The organism is Sunxiuqinia dokdonensis, from assembly GCF_001270965.1.
Taxonomy (GTDB): domain Bacteria; phylum Bacteroidota; class Bacteroidia; order Bacteroidales; family Prolixibacteraceae; genus Sunxiuqinia; species Sunxiuqinia dokdonensis.
Window position 1 is genome coordinate 23,598 of sequence record NZ_LGIA01000164.1, and the last position, 16,365, is coordinate 39,962.

Consider the following 16,365-nt stretch of genomic DNA (forward strand, 5'->3'; position numbering starts at 1 on the left):
TAATCTATTCAACTATGAGTGATACAAAATACAAGATCTTGCTGGTCGATGACGAAGTCGACATTTTGGAGTTCATCAGTTACAACCTCGAAAAAGAAGGTTACAAAGTTTACACGGCTCAGAATGGTGTGGAGGCCATTAAGTTGGCTGAGAAAAAGACACCCGATTTGATCATCCTCGATGTGATGATGCCCGAAATGGACGGCATTGCAGCCTGCGAAGAAATCCGGAAAATTTCATCGCTTCAGAATGTGGTCATTGCCTTTTTAACGGCTCGTGGCGAAGATTATTCGCAAATTGCCGGCTTCGAAGCCGGGGCCGACGATTACATCACCAAGCCCATTCGACCGAAAGTGTTGGTGAGCCGTGTCAAGGCCTTGCTGAAACGTACCGGAGGCGGCATTGTCACCGAACAAGCCGTTGAAAATTCAACAACCATTACGATTGGTAATTTGGTGATTGACAAGGAGCGCTACCTGATTAATTCGGAAGGCGTGGAAATGATCCTTCCGCGGAAAGAGTTTGAGCTGCTTTCGTTGCTGGTTTCCAAGCCGGGCAAAGTTTTTACCAGAGAAGAAATTTACTACTCGGTTTGGGGTGATAATGTGGTAGTTGGCGACCGTACCATTGATGTTCACATTCGGAAACTTCGTGAGAAAATTGGTAACGATCACATCAAAACCCTCAAGGGAATTGGCTATAAGTTCGTAGAATAGTCGCTTAATCCCTTATAAACTAAGGGATTTTTTATTTCTTTCCTTACCTTTGGAAAAAAGCACTTTGGAAATGAAATCAAGAAATTTATTGGTATTGGTTATTTTACTTGCTTTGGTAGCTTGTAAATCCAACGAGAAGGAAGAAGATCTTCAGGTTGAAGTTGCCCCTCAGGATACCGTTCAAATTGTTGAAGCGCCTGAGCCTGAACCCGAACCAGTTGTTGAGGTTGATATGGGCGTTAACCTGGAAGACAAATACTTTCTGATTGCCGACACATACACCGTCAAGGCTTTTGCCGAAAGCTGGAATAAAAAATATCAGCAGAGAGGTTTCAAATCGGCTGTCATTATGCGGAATGAAGATGGTTATTACCGCTTGGCCTTGCAGTCGTTCAACGACTTCGATTTGGCAAAGAATGCCCTGGAAGTGCTTCGGCAGGAAGAGGAGCTGAACGACGCCTGGATTATGATCATAGATAAATAATGACCAGGTAGTTGACGGCAAAACCCAGAAAAAATCCGGCATAAATTTGTACCGGAGTGTGTTTCTCCAAGATTAAACGTGAAGTTCCTACAGCGCCTGCCACAGCAATTAGGCCGGTTAAAAGCAGGGAACTGTTCAGCCCCAAACGAAATGACAATGCCAATATCGCCCCGATCAATCCGCCAATTCCAGCCATGTGGTTGCTGATTTTCCACTTCATCGAAATCAACAGTAACAGAATGATGATGAGGATGGTGGATAGCAGAAAAATCCGGTAGATTGGATAAACCTGTAGCCGGCCGAGATAAAAATAGCCCAGGTAAAAATAAATCGCTGTAAAAAGCAACGGAATCACCCGGTCGGTGCTCTTGTCCATTTTCATATTGAAATGCTTGTTGAACGAAAGCAGTCCGAGGCTTAGCAAAGGCATCAGGAACGTACTCATAAACACAATCAGCAAGAGAAGTTTTTTGGCATCGAAGGTGATCATGGAAAAGTAAAAGCCGGAATTCATCAGCAACAAGAACCCATAGGTCGGAATCAGTAGCGGATGAAATATAATTGAACATGTTTGGGCAATACTTTGCTTGATATTCATGCGTTGCTTTTAGAGTTCTTTGCGTAAACGTGCCACCGGAATACCCAGCTGCTCGCGGTATTTGGCAACCGTTCGCCGGGCAATGGGGTACGATTTTTCTTTCAGAATTTTAGCCAGCCGGTCATCGGTCAGCGGTTTGCGTTTATCTTCATTCCCAATACATTCTTCCAGTATCTTTTTTATTTCCCGTGTCGAAACTTCTTCGCCGGTATCTTTCTGCATCCCCTCCGAAAAGAAATATTTCAGTGGATAAATGCCAAAATGGGTTTGAATGTATTTACTGTTCGAAACCCGCGAAATGGTTGAAATATCCAGCCCGGTGCGGTCGGCAATGTCCTTCAGAATCATTGGGCGGAGTTTGGTTTCGTCGCCTTCCTTGAAATATTCTTTCTGAAATTCAATAATTTCCGACATGGTAACCAGCAAGGTTTGCTGCCGTTGCTTTATGGCATCAATAAACCACTTGGCCGAATCCAGCTTCTGTTTGACAAACTGAACCGCTTCTTTTTGATTTTTGGTGGCATTTTTCCGATTGCTGGTGTAGCCTTTCAGCATGTCCATGTAGGAATTATTCATGCGTAAATCCGGCACATTGCGCTGGTTCAGCGACAAGATCAACTCGCCATCAATGTTGTCCAAAGTAAAGTCAGGTACAATCACCTGGTTCGAGCTATTTTGCGGGTTGTTGACCGAACCGCCCGGTTTGGGGTTGAGTTTCAGAATTTCGTTGAAAGCCTCTTTCAGCTGGTCTTCTGTAATTTCAAATTTATGGAGAATTTTATCGTAGTGCTTTTTGGTGAATTCATCGAAGCTTTGCTGTAGGATTTTTGATGCCAGCAAAGTGGCATCTGTCCCTTTTTTACGTTGAATTTGAAGCAACAAACATTCCTGCAGCGAACGGGCTCCAATACCAGCCGGATCAAACTCCTGAATGACCTCGAGAATTTCTTCCAGCTCCTGTTCGGTTACATTCATGTTCAGGGTGAAAGCCAAATCGTCGCTGATGGACAGTAAATCGCGGCGCAGGTAGCCATCCTCGTCAATGTTTCCGATGATGTATTCGGCCAGCAATTTTTGCTGATCATTCAGATCGGTCAGTCCCAATTGCTCGGTCAGCGACTCGTAAAAGCTTATTCCCGAGCTGTAGGGCATATCGACTTGCTTATCGTCTTTCGAGTAATTGTTGGCGTTTAGCTTATAGGTCGGAATTTCGTCATCATCCATGTAATCTTCCAGCGAGAACTCGTCACTTTCGCTTTCACTGTTCTCGCTCTCATCACTTTGATCAACGGGTTCATCATCGATCATTTCAAGAACCGGATTTTCTTCCAGCTCTTTCTTGATTCGTTGTTCGAGCTGCATAGTAGGAATCTCCAGAAGCTTGATCACCTGAATTTGCTGAGGCGACAGTTTCTGTAGCAGTTTTTGTTGTAAACTTAAGCGTTGAGATGGCATACTATTCTAATTTCTCCAAAGTTAACTTTTCTCGAAATAACAAATATAAGCTTTGTTATCAAAAAGAGGTTGGCTTTTTAAGCCAACCTCTCGTGTTTTTCGTAATATTTAATGATTTTTTGCTTTAAAATTCAGCATTTTTTGGAGTTCGGGGGAAAGCAATCACGTCGCGAATGTTGCCCATTCCGGTTACAAAAAGGATAAATCGTTCGAATCCTAGGCCAAAACCGGCGTGCGGCACTGTTCCGTAGCGGCGGGTATCCAGGTACCACCACATTTCGTCGGTGGGCACATCCATTTCCTCCATCCGTTTCACCAGCTTGTCATAGTTTGATTCACGCTCTGAACCACCAATGATTTCTCCAATCTGCGGGAAAAGTACATCCATGGCGGCAACGGTTTTGCCATCGTCGTTTTGCTTCATGTAGAACGCTTTGATGTCTTTCGGATAATCGATCAGAATGACGGGCTTGTTGAAATGCTTTTCAACCAGGTAGCGCTCGTGTTCGCTTTGCAGGTCGATACCCCACTCAACCGGAAACTGGAACTTGCCTTTTTTGTAGGGTTTTGAATTCCGCAGAATTTCAATGGCTTCGGTGTAAGTACAGCGCACGAAATCGTTTTCGAGCACAAACTGCAATTTTTCAATCAGTTCCATTGATCGTTGATCCTGCGGCTTGTTTTTTTCTTCCTGCTCCAATCGGTTACTCAAAAACTTAAGGTCATCCATGCAGTTTTCCAAAGCGTATTTGATCAGGTATTTCAGAAACTCTTCGGCCAAATCCATGTTGTCCTTCAGCTCATAAAAAGCCATTTCCGGCTCAATCATCCAAAATTCGGCCAGGTGGCGCGTGGTGTTTGAATTTTCGGCTCTAAACGTGGGGCCAAAAGTGTACACTTCACCCAAAGCGGTCGCTCCGAGTTCGCCTTCGAGCTGACCCGACACCGTGAGGTTGGTTGCTCGGCCAAAAAAATCCTGCGTATAATCTACTTCGCCTGCTTCGTTCAGTGGCGGATCGATAGCCGGCAGCGTGGATACCCGGAACATTTGGCCGGCGCCCTCAGCATCCGAAGCGGTGACAATGGGCGTGTGCAGGTAATAAAATCCTTTGTCGTTAAAATACTTGTGAATGGCAAAAGCCATGGCGTGACGAATGCGGAAAACAGCGCTAAAAGTGGCTGTACGAAAGCGCAGGTGCGCATTTTCGCGTAAAAATTCCAGGCTGTGTTTTTTGGGTTGAATGGGATATTTCTCCGGGTCAGATTTTCCGTAAATGGTAATTTCCGAAGCAACCAATTCTACCGACTGTCCGCTACCCATCGACTCCACCAACTCGCCTGTAATTCCGAGCGCGGCGCTGGTGTTGATGTCGCGCAGCAAGGCTTCACCAAACTTTTCAACATCAGCAACAACCTGCAAATTATTGATGGTTGATCCGTCGTTTAGCGCAATAAAATTGACATTTTTACTGCCGCGTTTGGTTCTCACCCATCCTTTGACCAACACTTGCTGGCCTACTTCGCCGCCAGCCAATACTTCTTTAATTTTCAGTCGTTTCATGTTGTTTGTTGTGTTTTGCAGATTATTTCTTGTGCTTCCTGATGATCAGGCGCAAAATCGAATCACAAAAGTACATTTTTCTGCTGAAAAACATGAATTGGACCCTGAAAAGTTCAGGCAGTGAGCCCAGTTGACTTCCTTTGGGAGATCGATTTTCGAAATGCCAGGAATGATTGCTCTTTGGAGAGCGTACGCTTTTTTGTATTAAAGGGAGGACTTCACGCGGCAGTTCCTTGTTCTATTTCGTGTTAAAAAACACGATTCATCATAGGTGTGGTATCTCAATTATTTCTATTTTTGATAACAATGTAGAATTTCAGGTCATATAATTAATTCATTTGCAATGAAAAAGTTAGGCAGGTTTTTGTTTCCGTTGATTTTGATTCTGGCAATCGTCATTTTGTCAAATTGTAAAAAAACAAGTAGCGAAGAACCCATCGAAGCGCAGGATATTGCGGGCGTGGTGCAAAAGGGGCCATTTATTAGCGGCAGCTCGGTGACTCTGTATGATTTGAAATCGGATTTGACGCCGGTGGGAAAGTCGTATAATGCCCAGATAGTCGATAACCAAGGTTCCTTTCAACTCAATGGGATTGCCTTAAGTTCGGGCTATGTCAGCGTAAGGGCCGATGGTTTTTATTTTAATGAAGTGGCGGGCAGCCAGTCGGCAGCACAGCTCACGCTGTATGCTTTGGCCGATGTTACCGGCTCGGGCTCAATCAATGTGAATTTGCTGACCCACCTGGAAAAACCGCGGGTGGAATTTTTGATGCAGCAGGGAAAATCGTTTTCCGAAGCAAAAATTCAGGCACAAAGAGAAGTCCTGGCCATTTTCAGTCTGGATAAAGATGGAGTTGGAGCTTCGGAGAGTTTGAATATTTCACGGGGAGGCGAAGACAATGGCATTTTGCTGGCTATTTCGAGCATTTTGCAGGGCTACCGTTCCGAAGGAGCGTTGACCGAACTTTTATCGAACATCAGCAACGATATTCGCGAAGATGGGCAGCTGGATGACGAAAACCTGGGAGCGGCTCTGATTAACCATGCCGTATCACTCAACGCGACAGCCATTCAGGCGAACCTGGCCAAGCGATATCAGGAACTTGGGGCAACGGCAAGTGTTCCCGGTTTTGGACCGTTCATCACCAACTTCATTACAAAAACTAGCTTTGAGCCGACAGGACCTGTGATTACTTACCCGGCCAGCGGAATATATGGACAAAACATTCTTGCTTTGTCGACAACAGATTACTTCTCAGGACAAGGTAATCTTTTCAGCCTTGCTGCGGAACTGCCAAAAAATTCGGCCCTGAAGGTTCGGATTACTGCGCTCAGCGATTCAGACACCATAACAACGGTTTCGGCTGATACGACTGAAGTTTCAGGACCAGTGACAACCAAGGCGGCATGGTATTACCAAACAAGTACGAACTACAACTGGTCCATCTCTGATTTTGATATGGAGACTTTTTCGCAGACCTTTACCGCTATCGAGTCTGATCAATCCTGCGGTTTGGCGTTGTTCTTTGATCGTGGTTCGTTTTTGGTTGAATATTTTGAGATGAATGCCATCGAACCAAGCAAGGAAAAGACAATCACTGTGGAGTGATAAAGGGGCTTTGAATAATCGATTTCAATGCCGAAATGACAAGCAAAATGATATGAAGGAAGGAATTGTATTGACTTTGGTTTTAATGCTGCTTGCCGCTTCTGTAAGAAGTCAGGCTCAGTCTTCGGGATGTTGGACGAAACAGCAGGAGCAGCTGATTTTTGAGCATGTTCGGGCCTTCCCGGAGCAAACGCAAATGGCATATGCATTCATCGAAAACGGCGCAGTTGCTTTTTCAGGTGTCATTGTTGAAAGTGATACGATGAGGCTGGTTGACAACCATCAAAAAGTCTTTGAAATTGGCTCGATTTCCAAAGTGTTTACCGCAAGCTTGCTGACGGCTTTGGTTGTTGAGGGCAAGCTGAGCCTGGACGACCCGGTGAACGATCACCTGCCTTTTGCCTTGAGAGATTCCATTCGGCCCACGTTTAGGCAATTGGCCAATCATACTTCTGGTTTGCCCAGGATGCCGTCGAACTTTGATGCCGCTGTTCCGTTCGATCCGGCCAATCCTTATCGGAATTATGGCGCTGATCTTCTGGAAGCCTACCTCACAACACAAGTGGAACTGGCATACCAGCCCGGCGAGCGAAGTGAATATTCCAACCTGGGGACAGGGCTGCTTGCCTATGTATTGACGCAAATGACTGGCCTGGATTATCAGGAATTACTGGAGAAATACCTGTTTTCGAAATACAATATGATCGCCTCAACCACCCGGCGTAAGGAAGTGACTTCATGCCTGGTCAGCGGCCTTGATCAAAGCGGCAAGGCGACGTCGAACTGGGATTTCTCGGTGATGGTTGGGGCTGGCGGTATTCTATCGACCACCGAAGACTTGGCCAAATTTGCCCTGGCTCAGTTTGATGAGTCGAACCGGGAACTGGAACTAACGCGATTGCCGACGTTTGAAGTGAATGAGCAATTAGCGATAGGGCTGGGCTGGCATATTGTGAAAACACCTGCTGAAACGGAGCTCTATTGTCACAACGGTGGCACGGGCGGCTATAGCTCATCGATTGTACTCGATACCGACCGAAGAAATGGCGTGATTATCCTTTCCAATGTCTCGGCCTTTCACCCCGAATCGCCAAAAATTGAGCAACTGTGTTTTTCGTTGCTGCGGACGATTAATCAATCATTGAAAGAACAATAAGACAGCAATCAACCAAGCTTTTAAATCTTGGACCAGTGTTGGATTAGACGAAGGAAAAGCCGAAAAGCCAGCTCTTTTCACGTATTCCGATAGATTTCCAAGCGAAAGTCAACCGTCAGCTTTCATTTCTATGAGTTTCCAAGCGAAAGTCAGTCGTCAACTTTTATTTCTATGGAATTCGAAGTGAAAATCTGCGATTAACTTTTACTTCTATGAAATTCTAAATGAAAGTCAGCCGCCATCTTTTAATCCGATGGAATCTGAAATGAAAAAGGCTCAGCCCAAATTGGACTGAACCTTTTTACTGGTTTATTAAATGGTCTAGTGTTTATCTTTATTCCTTGGTAAACCGGATGTTTGAAAAGTAATACACTAATTCCTTGGAAGGATCTGGTCCTGGTTCACCTCCAATATTCAAAATAATAACACGGTTGTGTCTGCCCAATGCCGTTGACATATCCAAAGTAATGTCAGTCCACTGGTGCAAATCTTCATCCGGGATATAGAACCGGGGGATGTCCCAGTATTCCTGGCCGTAATCACTATTGCCGCCAAATGACCACATGTTGTTCATAATACGGGGCCAAAGTCTTTTAAAAGGTTCATCTGATCCTGTTAATTCACTTGCTGTAGGAGTATAGATTTTAAATTTCAGGTATTTATATTCTTCAATGTTAAATCTATATTCTTTTGGTAGGGCAATAACAAAAGAAGCACTTCGTTTGCGCGGAATAAGCTTATAAACATTTTCAAGCCCGTCTCCTTCGGGCGCATCTGTCGCAGGGAAAGTGTAATCGAGTGTGAAATTTCCATCCTGAACAATTCCGTCCAGATGGAATTGATTGCCAACCAAAACTTCATCGGGATTTTCAACCAGTTCTACCACGCCACTTGCAACGTAAGGCATTAAGATGTCATCGAGTCCCATGGTGTGTGGATGATAGTACACTTTTGTGAGTATTCCTGCTTCGAGGAAATCCTTCAAGGTATTTCCACCTGAAACGTTGCCGACTTTTCGCATGAACGGTGAAAATTCACCTCCACCTACAACATCTTGAACACCATTTCTGTCGTACGCCAACTCTGTAATACTAAACATATCGCCACCGGTTAAATCCAGTGTTTCCAAATTCGGGAAATAGAAGATATCCTGCAGCGAATTGGCGTGGATTGGATAGACCAGCTCGGTAATGTCAGACACACCATCGGCTGTAAAAGTAGTAACCCCATTGGCCTGAAGGATGTCTCTTTCGGCTGGCGCAAATTCGGATGAGGTGGTTGGCATATTCACATTCAGTACATTCTCAAAGATGACCGTATCCAAAATGGGTTGGCGGTTGACAATCGGAATGATTTTATATTCCATGTCGATGGCAACCGGTTGTCCAGCCTCAACATTTCCGATAAAGAATCTTGAATTCGCTCCACGTTCACCACTCTGAACCTCTCCGTTTTTGTCGGTATACTGAAAATTCAAGCCATAGTAGTTCATCAGTACCGATGAAATTCCGTTTGGCCAGTCAATGACGGCGGCTGAGGGCGATGCCATGACCCGAGGTGGGGTGACGGCATAGTTCGCCAGGTCGGTGCTGGTAAAGGGAATCAGGGCAATCTCGAGCGGCACAGATTCATTTCCAAACTCGTCGATGGTGTACACCTTAAAACGATAGAGTTTGGATTGTGTCAGTCCGGTAATGTTGACCCATGAAACCAAAGAATCAATGGTGATAATCTGATCGTCATACTCAATTCGAGTCTTTTTAGCTTTTCCCAGTCGAATCTGACTGCTGGGAATACGTCCGGCTTTCATCAGGTCAATTTCAACCCGTTCGAAGCCGATGTGTCCAATGATGGTATCGTACTTAGCCGGATAGACAACTTCTCCTTCATACTGTTCCTGCTTTTCGTACATGCCTTCGCACGACCACATAAATGTTGCAAAAACCAATATTGATAGCAATATGATGTTTCTCATAATTTTAATCTTTAAATCACTGTTCCTAATAAACTTAATTTGCAGCCTTTCTGCCATAAAGGGTAATCTCAGACAAGCAGTTGGCATTATCCAGCGTGTAGTTACCACCAAAGCCTTTCATGGCCCGGTAACGGAACCAACGGGTAGGTTTGGTGTATTGAGGTTCATCAGGATACATGTAGGCTTCATCGCCTTCTTTTCCTTTTTTCACAATTTCGAGTTCACTGAGTCCTACGGGAACTTCAATTTTATTCTCCGATACATACTCCCACGACTGTGTGTCTTCATCCCAGATGTACATTTCGTAAAGACCAACATTCTCACCGCGGTAATACTGTCCCTGGCAAAGGTCGCCGCAGAAATCCATATGACGCTGATGGGTCAAAATCCGGCTCAGCTCATAGTGGTCTCCCAGGTCGATAATCACGTTCCAGGGCATGTTTCCGTCAGCACTACTTCCGGTGCGGCCACGGCCTCCGGTGTGCATGTAGTTGAGGTTGTTTCCTTCGTCGATAATACCGTCAATGACGCTAACTAAGCGGCCTTCAACATTATCACCAAACGCCTGGGGAACGCCTCCAACGGAGTCGCTGTTCAATGGAAGTTCCCATCCCTCTTTCGAAAGTACCATGTCTTCCAACAGGTGAATTTGGCCCATGTCTTTCGGTTCAGTGATGTTCCCGTAAATATCTGAAACGCGAATTGACACACTAACCGGATCTTCTGAACTCAGCGCAAGATCATCAACAAATCGCCGGTCCTCTTCGAGGTTGGATGAGAAAACCGAAGTGAACGATCTTGACTCGCCGTTTTGGCTGTAATTGAAATCGATGTAAACATTGATACTTTGCTCCAGCTCATTGATCCAATCGACGAAGAATGATCCAAAGGCTGGTTTCAGTTCGAGTGAATTGACCACCCTTGAAATGGCCGACTCCAGTGGTTTAACTGTAACGGCAACCGGTGTTGAGCGGTTACCCGCCCGGTCAACAGCATACAAATCAATTTCGTAATTGATGGTATCGCCAAAGCCATACACATCGAGCGAATCGACAAAGTATGAGGCCGAAAAAGAGAACGAATCGCCTTGTTTGTTGGTATAAACGGCTTCGACACTTAAAAGATCCTCATCATCCGGAACTTCATAATAGAACCGGGCACCACCATAGAGTGGCTGGTAGGTCACCTCTGTTGGAGGCTGTGGAGGTATGCTGTCATCAGATGTTGCCCGGTGCACCTTCTCCTCTTCGCAGGAAGTGACAACCAGCAAAAATGCTGCAATTAGTAGTAAATATGCTTTTATGGTTTTCATACGATTCTTTTTATCGTGTTTATTAAATAAATAACCTGTCACCATTACCATCCCGGGTTCTGAACCAGGTTAGAGTTGGTATTCATCTCATTCAAGTCGATTGGCCATAGGCAATCGGTGATGGTAAACCGTCTGGTTTGCTTGACTTCCAGGTTGAAGAAATTGGCGCCAGTACTTCCGGTATAGTCCCATCCCCAAACAGGGTTTGAAAATTCCATGACGGCCCTTTTGGTCCGGATCATGTCCCAGAAACGGCTTCCTTCAAAAGCGAATTCAATGCTTCTTTCCTGAAGGATGATATCACGCATACCCTCTTTCGTTTTGTGCTTATTGACTGATTTTACAATGCTGGCATCTGCCCAGACGCTTTCAACATCAGGAACTCCGGCTCGTTCACGAACCACATTAATCGCGTCATAAACTTCCTGGGTTGGTGTGTCGTAGTATTCGTTCAGAGCTTCTGCTTTCATCAGGTACAAATCGGCCAACCGGATAATCGGGTACGGATATTTTACGGTACGCGCCCAGTGACCCGACTTCGATTCCATGTGAACAAACTTCTTGATGCCAATACCAGTTTCGTAATAGTCGGTGGTATGTTGCGAGGAGTTGAATCCTCCATGGCTACCAGCATACATGACTGTATTAATCCGTACACCATGCGAACGCCAGTATCCGCCCGTAATGGCCAGATTTGCGTAAAAGCGTGGTTCGCGGTTCAGGTACAGGTTAATCGTTTCTGCTCCGGGCTGCATAATGCCACGCAGTTCTTGGTACTCCGGATCACTGGCTCCGGGAGTAGTGGTCAGTTCCCACTTTTTATCCAGCTCAAAGGTCAGGTCTTCTTCAATAGGAACGCCGTTTTTTGTGTAGTACCGTTCAGCCATCCGGTAGGTTGCCGCCATCCATTGCCACGAGAAACCGGGCGTATTGGTAATGCCGCCACCGTAACCTTCGGGCAAACGCATGTTGGTGGAGTGTGCCAGTTCCGAGCCACCATAAATATCAATGTTGGAAAAGCCCCACACCAGTTCCTTGTTCCAGGGGTCGGTAATGGCCATTCTCAAATCGTAAATACGCTGTACGTTTTCTGTGTTTGCCAAATAGTCTTCACGATCAAAAACATAGGGTTGGGCAGTGTATTCGTACAGTTCAATGCCATTGGTCTCGCAGGCTGCCAGGGCCTCGTCGATGGCGTCAATGGCATCTTTCCATTTTTCCTTATCGTAGTCCAGCGGAAAGTAGGGGTCACCGTTGGGGGCAAAAAAGTCACCAAAATATTCCATATTTCCATTGAAGAATGGACTGGCACGGAACAGCATCACCCGGGCTTTAATGCCTTTGGCGGCTGCCTGGTCCACTTGGCCGAGGTTTGTCGCAATTGCTTTTTCCCGAAGTTCAGGAATCGCTTCATCCATCAAGGCAATGATGTAGTCAAAGCATTCTTCCACACTTGAACGTTCCTGGAATAGGTCTTCCTTGGACGCGTCAGGGGCAATTAATTCGTCTGCGATGATGATTGGTCCGTATTTTTGTACCAGCAAGAAGTTGTAGTAGGCTTTCAGGAATTTGACCTGGGCACGCCATTCGCTTCTTTCTTCGTCTGACATATCGGGTACTTTATCGATATTGGAGAGAAATACATTGGCTTGGCGGATTCCGGCGTACAGCCGTGTGCCGGCAGATGTACCGGACCAATCGCCCAGCAGAGGATCTGTAGCCGATTGCAGTCCCCGCATCAAACGGATTCCTCTTAAGTCCCATGCATTGTCATTCAAATCGAGGCGTCCGATATATTCATCTCCTGCCGTCCAGATAGAGCTGTGTGTTTGTTCTATATGCGGCATATAGCTATAAACTTTAGCCAGTGCATCCCAGGCTTCCTCTTTCGACTTAAAGAGGTCCTCCAGGGTTAAGGTATTGTCCGGAACCACATCCAGATACTCAGAGCAGGATGGTGTGAAGGCAAGGACAAGAAACAATATGATTAAATTTTTCAATCTTTTCATCTTCAATCTTTTTAAATATTAAAACGATAACTGGATACCAATATTAAACCGCTTGTTTGGCGGATAGCCCAATCCCCTGTTACCCATCTCCGGGTCCCATAGTTTGAACGGGCTGATAACAAAAAGGTTGGTTCCACTGGCATAGATGCGGGTACTTTGTAAGCCGATCTTCTTGAAGGTGTTTGCCGGGAGATTATATCCCATTTCAACGGTTTTCAAACGAAGGAAAGCGGCATCACGTAACCACCACGATGATGGATGTTCTGGTGTTGTTCTGTAAAGGGTCAACCGATAGCCGAGGCCAAAAAGCATGAACATCGGGGTTGGTTTCACTCCAGTAATCCTCGGCGATGATGGTTAAAGCGTTTCGTCGTCCAGCAAATGGAGCAATACCGTCGTCACCGGTTCCTGGATTGATAAACATTGAAACCCGGGCGTTCCCCTGGAAGAAGAACGACAGGTCAAAGTCTTTAAATCCACCTGATAAACCAAAGCCGTACTGAATCTCAGGTACGGTAGGTAAACCCAGAGGGACCTCGTCGTTAGCATTCACTACGCCGTCACCGTTTACATCCTTGTATTTGATATCACCGGCCTGGTAGGTACCAAAGTCTTGCTTGGGGGAGTTGGCAATTTCAGCTTCATCCACAAACAAACGCTCGGCAATCAAGCCCCACCACTGGTTGATAGGATGTCCCTGGCGTTTCAAGTATTCATCGGCATAATCCCGTTCATCCAATTGAACGTATTCATTGGTGGCAAAGGTGAAGTTGGCACGGCCGGTCATCCACCAATTATCTTGCGAAATGTATTGGTAATCAATGGACCCTTCAAAACCCATTGATTCCACTTTCCCAACGTTTCCGCTAATGGATGCCTCCAGACCTGCAGAGGATGGGAAGTTTTGGCGTTGCAGATAAATCTGGTCACGAATATCCTTGAACACATCTCCCTGAATCTTTAAAGCATCGTCGAGGAACGTTAGTTCAATACCCAGGTTCATTTTTGTTGAAACCTCCCAGGTAATATCGGGGTTGGCATACCGGTTGATCCGGTAACCGCCATATTCATTCATAAAGGTATTTCCCCAGCGATAACCGCCTCCTCCTCTAGCAATATCGGATAAATAGAAGAAACGATCCTGCCGTTCGGCAATGGCATCGTTACCTACTTTTCCCCAGGTAGCCTTCAACTTTAGGGTGTTGATGATATTTTCCATGGGAGCCCAGAACGATTCGTTAGAGACGAGCCAACCACCTCCAAATGAAGGGAAGAAACCAAACCGGCGGTCGCCACTGAATTTTTCCGACCCGTTGTATCCGTAAGCGAACTCGAAGAAATAGCGGTTGTCGAAATCATAAGTTAGACGTCCCGAGTTTCCCATGTTTCGTTCCGGAAGCGTTTCATAAATAGAACGGCTGTTCCCACTGGTCAACAGGTATTCTTCAAACATACCCACGGTCATTAAACCTACGCTGTGCAGCCCGAATTTACGGTCCCAGTTCAAACGGCCTTCGTAGTAATAGTGCGCACTGGCATCGCGTCCCGGATTGACATCACCTAGGAATGCCTGTCCTCCGGTTGGGTTCAGGGCAAAAAGCGTATATTCTCCGGTAATCTGGTTGTAGTTTTCCAAGTCGTAATAAAACGGACTGTATGATCTTGTACTTCTGTATTGACTCCAGGTGTTGACCGAGGCTTTGGCTTGCAACTTCAATCCTTCGGTGATAAAATCCAGGTCCTGCGAGAGAGTAGCCATGGCCGTAATCGAGCTTTCATTCCGGTCTTCGTAACCACGAACCATCTCAGCATAGGGGTTGGCTTTCAGGTTCCCGGTAACAAAGGTATTTCCAAATAAAATATGATCGGCGAAAGCGTGCTTTTCATCCGCTTCATAAACAGCAGGAAAATCTACTGGATTAGAGTTCATGACCTGTCTGAAAATATCGCCTGCACCGGTGGCTGGACCATTGTAGCGTTCAAACCGGCCTTGTAGCCTGGTATCCAGTCTGGTGGTTGGTGTCAACTTAAAAATAACGTTGTTTCGCAGCTGGACCCGGTTGATACTGATGTTGTTGTTAAAATTGTTCTCCGGGGCAACTTTTAACAGACCATTCTCGTTTTCTACCGTTCCAGCTACATAATAGGTGGCCACCTGACCACCGCCTGATACGTTAAAATTGGCTTTTTTATTGATGGTTGATTTCTCAAACAATTCATCATACCAATCAATATTGGGATAAATCATCGGGTCAACACCATCAATGGTCGATTGAATCTTCTGTTCGCTGTAATAGGCCCCGAGTAGTGGATTTCTGGAAATCCGGGCTTCGTTGTACAGGCGCATGTAATCCACGCCGTCCAGCAATTCGTTCATCTGGGTTGGGGTGGCGATATGTGTTTCTAGTCTGATGTTGATTTTAGCCGGTCCTTCGCGCCCTGACTTGGTCTCAACAATGATAATTCCGTTCGCTCCCCTTGCACCGTATAGTACGGTAGCCGAGGCATCTTTCAAAATGGAGAAACTCTCGATGTTATCCGGTTCCATACGGGCCAGATCATCCGGCGAGGCCTCAAAGCCATCAATCAAAATCAGCGGATTGGTTTTGTAACCAAAAGTAGTCACCCCGCGAACAAAGAACTGCGCGTTGTCATTGCCGGGTTCACCTGTTGTTTGGTACGAAATAATCCCTGGAATTTTACCCGCCAAAGCACTGGTCAGGTTCGATGCTGGTTGCTTTAGATCGGCCGGTCTTACTGTTTCAATAGAAGAAATCACACTCGTTTTTTTCTGCCTACCGAAAGCAACCACCTGGACTTCTTCCAACTGGGTGTCATCGTCATACAATGCTATATCGAAGATATTGCGATCTCCAACAACCTGCTCAACCGGGGTTTTCCCAATAAATGAGAAGATCAGCGTGTCGCCTACAGCAGCCTGCATGGAAAATTCACCGTTCACATCGGTACTGGTTCCCCGTGCAGTTCCCTTCACAGCAACTGAAACGCCAGGAAGGCCAAGGCCTACGTCATCTTTCACCACCCCTGATATTGTTTTCAGGCCCGGTTGTTGGATAACTTCCTGCACCTGTTCGGAAGCTTCGGTCTGATCAGGAATAATAACAATTTGCCGATCAGAGATTTCATACGTCAGGTCTGTTCCTTCGAACGCTTTTCTGAGTATTCGCTCAACAGAAAACCGTTCAGCTTTAACGCTCACTTTCTTTTCAAGGTCCACATCGCTGTCCTTGTAAAAGATAATAAACTCGCTTTCTTCCTGAATCTCTTCAAAAAGCTGTTTCATCGTCCCGTTTTCCAGGTTTATGGAAAGCCTGGTACTCTGAGAATAAGTAGAAGTTGCGTACAAGTTGCCAACTCCCAGCAGAAGCAGTAGTACACTCAATTTCATAACTCTTAAGAAATGTGCACAATAGTCCCTTCGATGGAAAAAATACGCACAGTTGCCACTTTTTTTCATAAATTTGTTCAT

The 16,365-nt window shown here is 45.7% G+C and carries 12 protein-coding genes; 4 read left to right on the forward strand and 8 right to left on the reverse strand.

Annotation, left to right across the window (positions count from 1 at the left end; genetic code table 11):
* The first annotated feature begins 14 nt into the window (after positions 1–14).
* Both NC99_RS12945 and NC99_RS12950 read left to right on the forward strand, forming a co-directional pair.
* Positions 15–716, forward strand: a complete 702-nt coding sequence (locus NC99_RS12945; protein WP_053184345.1) for a response regulator transcription factor — start codon at positions 15–17, stop codon at positions 714–716.
* 70 nt (positions 717–786) lie between these two features.
* Positions 787–1,200, forward strand: a complete 414-nt coding sequence (locus NC99_RS12950) for an SPOR domain-containing protein (RefSeq protein ID WP_157624883.1) — start codon at positions 787–789, stop codon at positions 1,198–1,200.
* On the opposite strand, the gene NC99_RS12955 is transcribed toward NC99_RS12950, so the two are convergent.
* The 3 genes from NC99_RS12955 to asnS form a co-directional block, all read right to left on the reverse strand.
* On the reverse strand, positions 1,187–1,798 hold the full coding sequence (locus NC99_RS12955) for a phosphatase PAP2 family protein (RefSeq protein ID WP_053184349.1): 612 nt from the start codon (positions 1,796–1,798) through the stop codon (positions 1,187–1,189). The genes NC99_RS12950 and NC99_RS12955 overlap by 14 nt on opposite strands.
* A gap of 9 nt (positions 1,799–1,807) precedes the next feature.
* Complete coding sequence (gene rpoN / locus NC99_RS12960) at positions 1,808–3,253, reverse strand: RNA polymerase factor sigma-54 (protein WP_053184350.1); 1,446 nt, start codon at positions 3,251–3,253, stop codon at positions 1,808–1,810.
* 124 nt (positions 3,254–3,377) lie between these two features.
* Positions 3,378–4,814, reverse strand: a complete 1,437-nt coding sequence (gene asnS / locus NC99_RS12965; RefSeq protein WP_053184353.1) for an asparagine--tRNA ligase — start codon at positions 4,812–4,814, stop codon at positions 3,378–3,380.
* A 343-nt stretch (positions 4,815–5,157) separates the two neighbouring features.
* Between asnS and NC99_RS12970 the strand changes: the two genes are divergently transcribed.
* Both NC99_RS12970 and NC99_RS12975 read left to right on the forward strand, forming a co-directional pair.
* Complete coding sequence (locus tag NC99_RS12970; RefSeq protein ID WP_053184354.1) at positions 5,158–6,423, forward strand: hypothetical protein; 1,266 nt, start codon at positions 5,158–5,160, stop codon at positions 6,421–6,423.
* A gap of 52 nt (positions 6,424–6,475) precedes the next feature.
* Complete coding sequence (locus NC99_RS12975) at positions 6,476–7,579, forward strand: serine hydrolase domain-containing protein (RefSeq protein WP_053184356.1); 1,104 nt, start codon at positions 6,476–6,478, stop codon at positions 7,577–7,579.
* A 334-nt stretch (positions 7,580–7,913) separates the two neighbouring features.
* Here the strand turns inward: NC99_RS12975 and NC99_RS12980 are convergent, their stop codons facing one another.
* The 5 genes from NC99_RS12980 to NC99_RS13000 are packed head-to-tail and all read right to left on the reverse strand — an operon-like array spanning position 7,914 to position 16,284.
* Entirely contained in the window at positions 7,914–9,554 is a 1,641-nt protein-coding gene (locus tag NC99_RS12980) for a DUF4998 domain-containing protein (RefSeq protein WP_204374993.1), read from the reverse strand.
* A 34-nt stretch (positions 9,555–9,588) separates the two neighbouring features.
* Positions 9,589–10,866: a DUF4959 domain-containing protein gene (locus tag NC99_RS12985; protein WP_053184361.1), complete on the reverse strand. Its 1,278-nt coding sequence runs from the start codon at positions 10,864–10,866 to the stop codon at positions 9,589–9,591.
* A 44-nt stretch (positions 10,867–10,910) separates the two neighbouring features.
* Positions 10,911–12,875 carry a RagB/SusD family nutrient uptake outer membrane protein gene (locus NC99_RS12990; RefSeq protein ID WP_053184363.1) on the reverse strand — a complete coding sequence of 655 codons (1,965 nt, stop codon included), beginning with the start codon at positions 12,873–12,875 and terminating at the stop codon, positions 10,911–10,913.
* An 18-nt stretch (positions 12,876–12,893) separates the two neighbouring features.
* Complete coding sequence (locus NC99_RS22365; RefSeq protein ID WP_204374994.1) at positions 12,894–13,079, reverse strand: hypothetical protein; 186 nt, start codon at positions 13,077–13,079, stop codon at positions 12,894–12,896.
* Between the two features lie 31 nt (positions 13,080–13,110).
* The gene (locus NC99_RS13000; protein WP_204374995.1) at positions 13,111–16,284 is read right to left on the reverse strand and encodes a TonB-dependent receptor; all 3,174 of its coding nucleotides are present in this window, start codon (positions 16,282–16,284) and stop codon (positions 13,111–13,113) included.
* Positions 16,285–16,365: the final 81 nt, after the last annotated feature.

Excerpts from the sequence above, each read along its gene's own strand:
- NC99_RS12945 (WP_053184345.1), top strand. The coding sequence starts at position 15 with ATGAGTGATACAAAATACAAGATCTTGCTGGTCGATGACGAAGTCGAC.
- NC99_RS12950 (WP_157624883.1), top strand. The coding sequence starts at position 787 with ATGAAATCAAGAAATTTATTGGTATTGGTTATTTTACTTGCTTTGGTA.
- NC99_RS12955 (WP_053184349.1), bottom strand. The coding sequence starts at position 1,798 with ATGAATATCAAGCAAAGTATTGCCCAAACATGTTCAATTATATTTCAT.
- rpoN (WP_053184350.1), bottom strand. The coding sequence starts at position 3,253 with ATGCCATCTCAACGCTTAAGTTTACAACAAAAACTGCTACAGAAACTG.
- asnS (WP_053184353.1), bottom strand. The coding sequence starts at position 4,814 with ATGAAACGACTGAAAATTAAAGAAGTATTGGCTGGCGGCGAAGTAGGC.
- NC99_RS12970 (WP_053184354.1), top strand. The coding sequence starts at position 5,158 with ATGAAAAAGTTAGGCAGGTTTTTGTTTCCGTTGATTTTGATTCTGGCA.
- NC99_RS12975 (WP_053184356.1), top strand. The coding sequence starts at position 6,476 with ATGAAGGAAGGAATTGTATTGACTTTGGTTTTAATGCTGCTTGCCGCT.
- NC99_RS12980 (WP_204374993.1), bottom strand. The coding sequence starts at position 9,554 with ATGAGAAACATCATATTGCTATCAATATTGGTTTTTGCAACATTTATG.
- NC99_RS12985 (WP_053184361.1), bottom strand. The coding sequence starts at position 10,866 with ATGAAAACCATAAAAGCATATTTACTACTAATTGCAGCATTTTTGCTG.
- NC99_RS12990 (WP_053184363.1), bottom strand. The coding sequence starts at position 12,875 with ATGAAAAGATTGAAAAATTTAATCATATTGTTTCTTGTCCTTGCCTTC.
- NC99_RS22365 (WP_204374994.1), bottom strand. The coding sequence starts at position 13,079 with ATGGGATATAATCTCCCGGCAAACACCTTCAAGAAGATCGGCTTACAA.
- NC99_RS13000 (WP_204374995.1), bottom strand. The coding sequence starts at position 16,284 with ATGAAATTGAGTGTACTACTGCTTCTGCTGGGAGTTGGCAACTTGTAC.